The organism is Streptomyces sp. 13-12-16, from assembly GCF_002114215.1.
GTDB lineage: Bacteria > Actinomycetota > Actinomycetes > Streptomycetales > Streptomycetaceae > Streptomyces.
In genome coordinates this window covers 1-2,490 of the sequence record NZ_NCTE01001014.1, presented here as the reverse complement: position 1 = coordinate 2,490, position 2,490 = coordinate 1, and the positions used below count along the sequence as shown (strand labels likewise).

The following is a 2,490-nucleotide window of genomic DNA, read 5'->3' as shown; positions in this document are numbered from 1 at the left end:
GTAGCTCCTCGTTCTGGCGGTGGCGGTCCCTGATGTAGTCGGCGATCTCGTCCAGGCGGGAGGGGTCGGCGGCGGTCGCCGCGTCGGTGACCACCCGGACCGGTCCGGTCTCGTCGACCTCCAGCTCGACCACCTCGTTGTCCAGGCGGCCGGTGACGGCGGTGGCGATGACGAGGGCGGCCTCGTCGCGCACCTCCTGGGGGAGTTCCTCGTCCCCACCGTCCAGCGCGAGGTCCATGCCGGACAGCCGGTGTTCCTCGATCGCCTGGAGGACCGGCTCCACCACGTGGAGCAGAAGCCGGTAGTCCTCGGTGTCCATCCTGACCCGCAGGAGGTCGAGATAGACGTCCACGGGCCTGCCTTCCGGGGGAATCTCGGATTCGCTCATCCGCTTCGGGTTCCCCGCACACCGCGGGTCATACGGCGGCCGGGGCACCGGCTCCGGGCGCGTCCTGCCCGGCCGTCGCCAGCCAGCCGCGCGCGGTGGTGAGCGCGTGGCGTACGTCCCGGGTGCCGGTCGACACGCACAGGGTGTAGGCCAGGTCGCCGATCCGCGGGTCCGGGCCGGCCGGTCCGCCTCCGGGCGCCGTCAGGGCCTCGTACTCCTCGACGAGCCGGCGCAGCACGGTGGGGTGGGGCTTCAGCATGTGTCTCGCTCTCTGGTGGGGGCGGGCGTCGTTCACGCCGTCGCCGAGTGTCCGCCGGTACCGCGGCGGCCGGTGCGCTGTCCCATCACGTCGGCGCGCACCCGGGCGCAGCTGCGGCTGATGAGGCGGGAGACGTGCATCTGGGAGATGCCCAGCCGGTCGGCGATCCGGCTCTGGGTCATGTCCTCGAAGAACCGCATGTAGAGGATGGCGCGCTCACGCTCCGGCAGCCTGCGCAGGCCCTCCTTGGCGGACTCCCGGTCGACGACGACGTCGTAGGAGGCGTCCGCGGCGCCGAGGGTGTCGGCGAGGCTGTAGCCGTCGTCGTCGGACGACAGTTCCGCGTCCAGGGAGAGGGTGCTGAAGCTCTCCAGGGCCTCCATGCCGGCACTGACCTCGTCCTCGGTCAGTCCGGTGTGGGCGGCGATCGCCGCCACGGACGGCTCGGGGCTGCCGGGGTTCTGGGTGAGTTCGCGCCGCGCCACCCGCACCTTGTTGCGCAGTTCCTGCACCCGGCGGGGCACGCGCAGGGCCCACATCCGGTCGCGGAAGTGCCGCTTGACCTCGCCGGTGATGGTGGGGACGGCGTAGCTCTCGAAGGCCCCGCGGCTCGGGTCGAAGCGGTCGATGGCCTTCACCAGGCCCAGGGCGGCCACCTGGCGCAGGTCCTCGACGGCCTCGCCGCGGTCGCGGAAGCGGCCGGCGATGCGGTGGGCCATGGGCAGCCACGCGGTGACGAGCTCGTCCCGGACGGCGTCCCGCTCGGGGCCGTCCTCCAGGGAGGCCAGCCGGGTGAAGAGGGCGGCGGTGTCGGGGGCGTCGTCGTGCCGCCGGCGGGGGGCGGCGGCCGTCGTGTCGGAGGGGCCGGAACGATGGGCGGTCGTGTCAATGAGCATGCGGTTCGCTCCCGAACGGTGGTTTCAGGGATCTACCGCGGGAGGGCCGTCACCAGGACGCCCGGAGGGTCCACAGCAGCCGTACCACTCCCGCTGGCGCGCCTCCGGTCCGAAGCACGAACCTCCGATTGCCCCCTTGCCGGTGGAACAAACTCCACTTCTTCACGCGATCTGCCGGTGCCCGTTCCGGCTGGTCAGGACAGGGGGACCACGGCGGTGATGCACTTGCCTCCGGCGGGCAGGTCGGACACCCGGATGTCGCGGGACAGCCGGCACACGATGGGCCAGCCGTGACCGCCCGGACGGCGGCGTCCCTGCCGGTCGGCCGGAGGCACGACGACGGGCAGTTCGTCGCTGCGGTCGCTCACCGACAGGCGCACTCCGGGACCGCTCACGTCGACCTGGAAGTCGGTGATCCCGCCACCGTGCAGCATGGCGTTGGTGGTGAGTTCGGAGGCGACGAGCAGGACGTCCGCCAGGGCCTCGGTGTCGCAGGGGGTCCGGGTGGCCCGGCAGCGTTCGGACACCGCCCGTGTGACGGCCTCGCGGACCTCGGCCGGACGGCAGGGGCAAGGGGGTCCGGCCCGGTGCGCGCCGGGCGGGTCGAGGGGTTGGGTCGTGTACTCCTCACACATCGTGCGGCTCCCTGGTCGGTGACGAAGACGAAGTAGGTGGAGAATGCCTCGGACCTCCCTTTTCGGCTCACCTGTCCCGGTAGAGGCAAACCTCCCGGCCGTTCGCTGAATGCCTGTCATCCGATCGGCGCACGGGGGTACGCGAACGGTATGACCGATGTGGTGGACTCGGACGAACTGATGCGGCGCATCCAGCGGGCGCGGGCCTGCGCGGCCCAGGAGGAGCGGACCTGGCGGGCCCGGGGCGACGAGCTCGGGCGGGCGGGCACCGGCGATCCCGGCGCGGCGCGCGACGCCGAGGTGCGCGGGGTG

4 protein-coding genes are annotated in these 2,490 nt (G+C 72.6%); all 4 read right to left on the bottom strand.

Translation table 11 applies throughout. From position 1 onward, the window contains the following. A partial coding sequence (locus B7767_RS34225) for a hypothetical protein (RefSeq protein ID WP_085575496.1) occupies positions 1-388 on the bottom strand: 388 nt, incomplete at its 3' end. 28 nt (positions 389-416) lie between these two features. Further along, on the bottom strand, positions 417-647 hold the full coding sequence (locus B7767_RS34220) for a DUF5133 domain-containing protein (RefSeq protein WP_085575495.1): 231 nt from the start codon (positions 645-647) through the stop codon (positions 417-419). A 32-nt stretch (positions 648-679) separates the two neighbouring features. Continuing rightward, positions 680-1,543, bottom strand: a complete 864-nt coding sequence (locus B7767_RS34215) for a SigB/SigF/SigG family RNA polymerase sigma factor (RefSeq protein ID WP_085575494.1) — start codon at positions 1,541-1,543, stop codon at positions 680-682. A gap of 194 nt (positions 1,544-1,737) precedes the next feature. Continuing rightward, positions 1,738-2,178 carry an ATP-binding protein gene (locus B7767_RS34210; protein WP_085575493.1) on the bottom strand — a complete coding sequence of 147 codons (441 nt, stop codon included), beginning with the start codon at positions 2,176-2,178 and terminating at the stop codon, positions 1,738-1,740. Positions 2,179-2,490: the final 312 nt, after the last annotated feature.

Coding starts and splice junctions, on each gene's coding strand:
- B7767_RS34210 (WP_085575493.1), bottom strand. CDS start 2,178: ATGTGTGAGGAGTACACGACCCAACCCCTCGACCCGCCCGGCGCGCAC.
- B7767_RS34220 (WP_085575495.1), bottom strand. CDS start 647: ATGCTGAAGCCCCACCCCACCGTGCTGCGCCGGCTCGTCGAGGAGTAC.
- B7767_RS34215 (WP_085575494.1), bottom strand. CDS start 1,543: ATGCTCATTGACACGACCGCCCATCGTTCCGGCCCCTCCGACACGACG.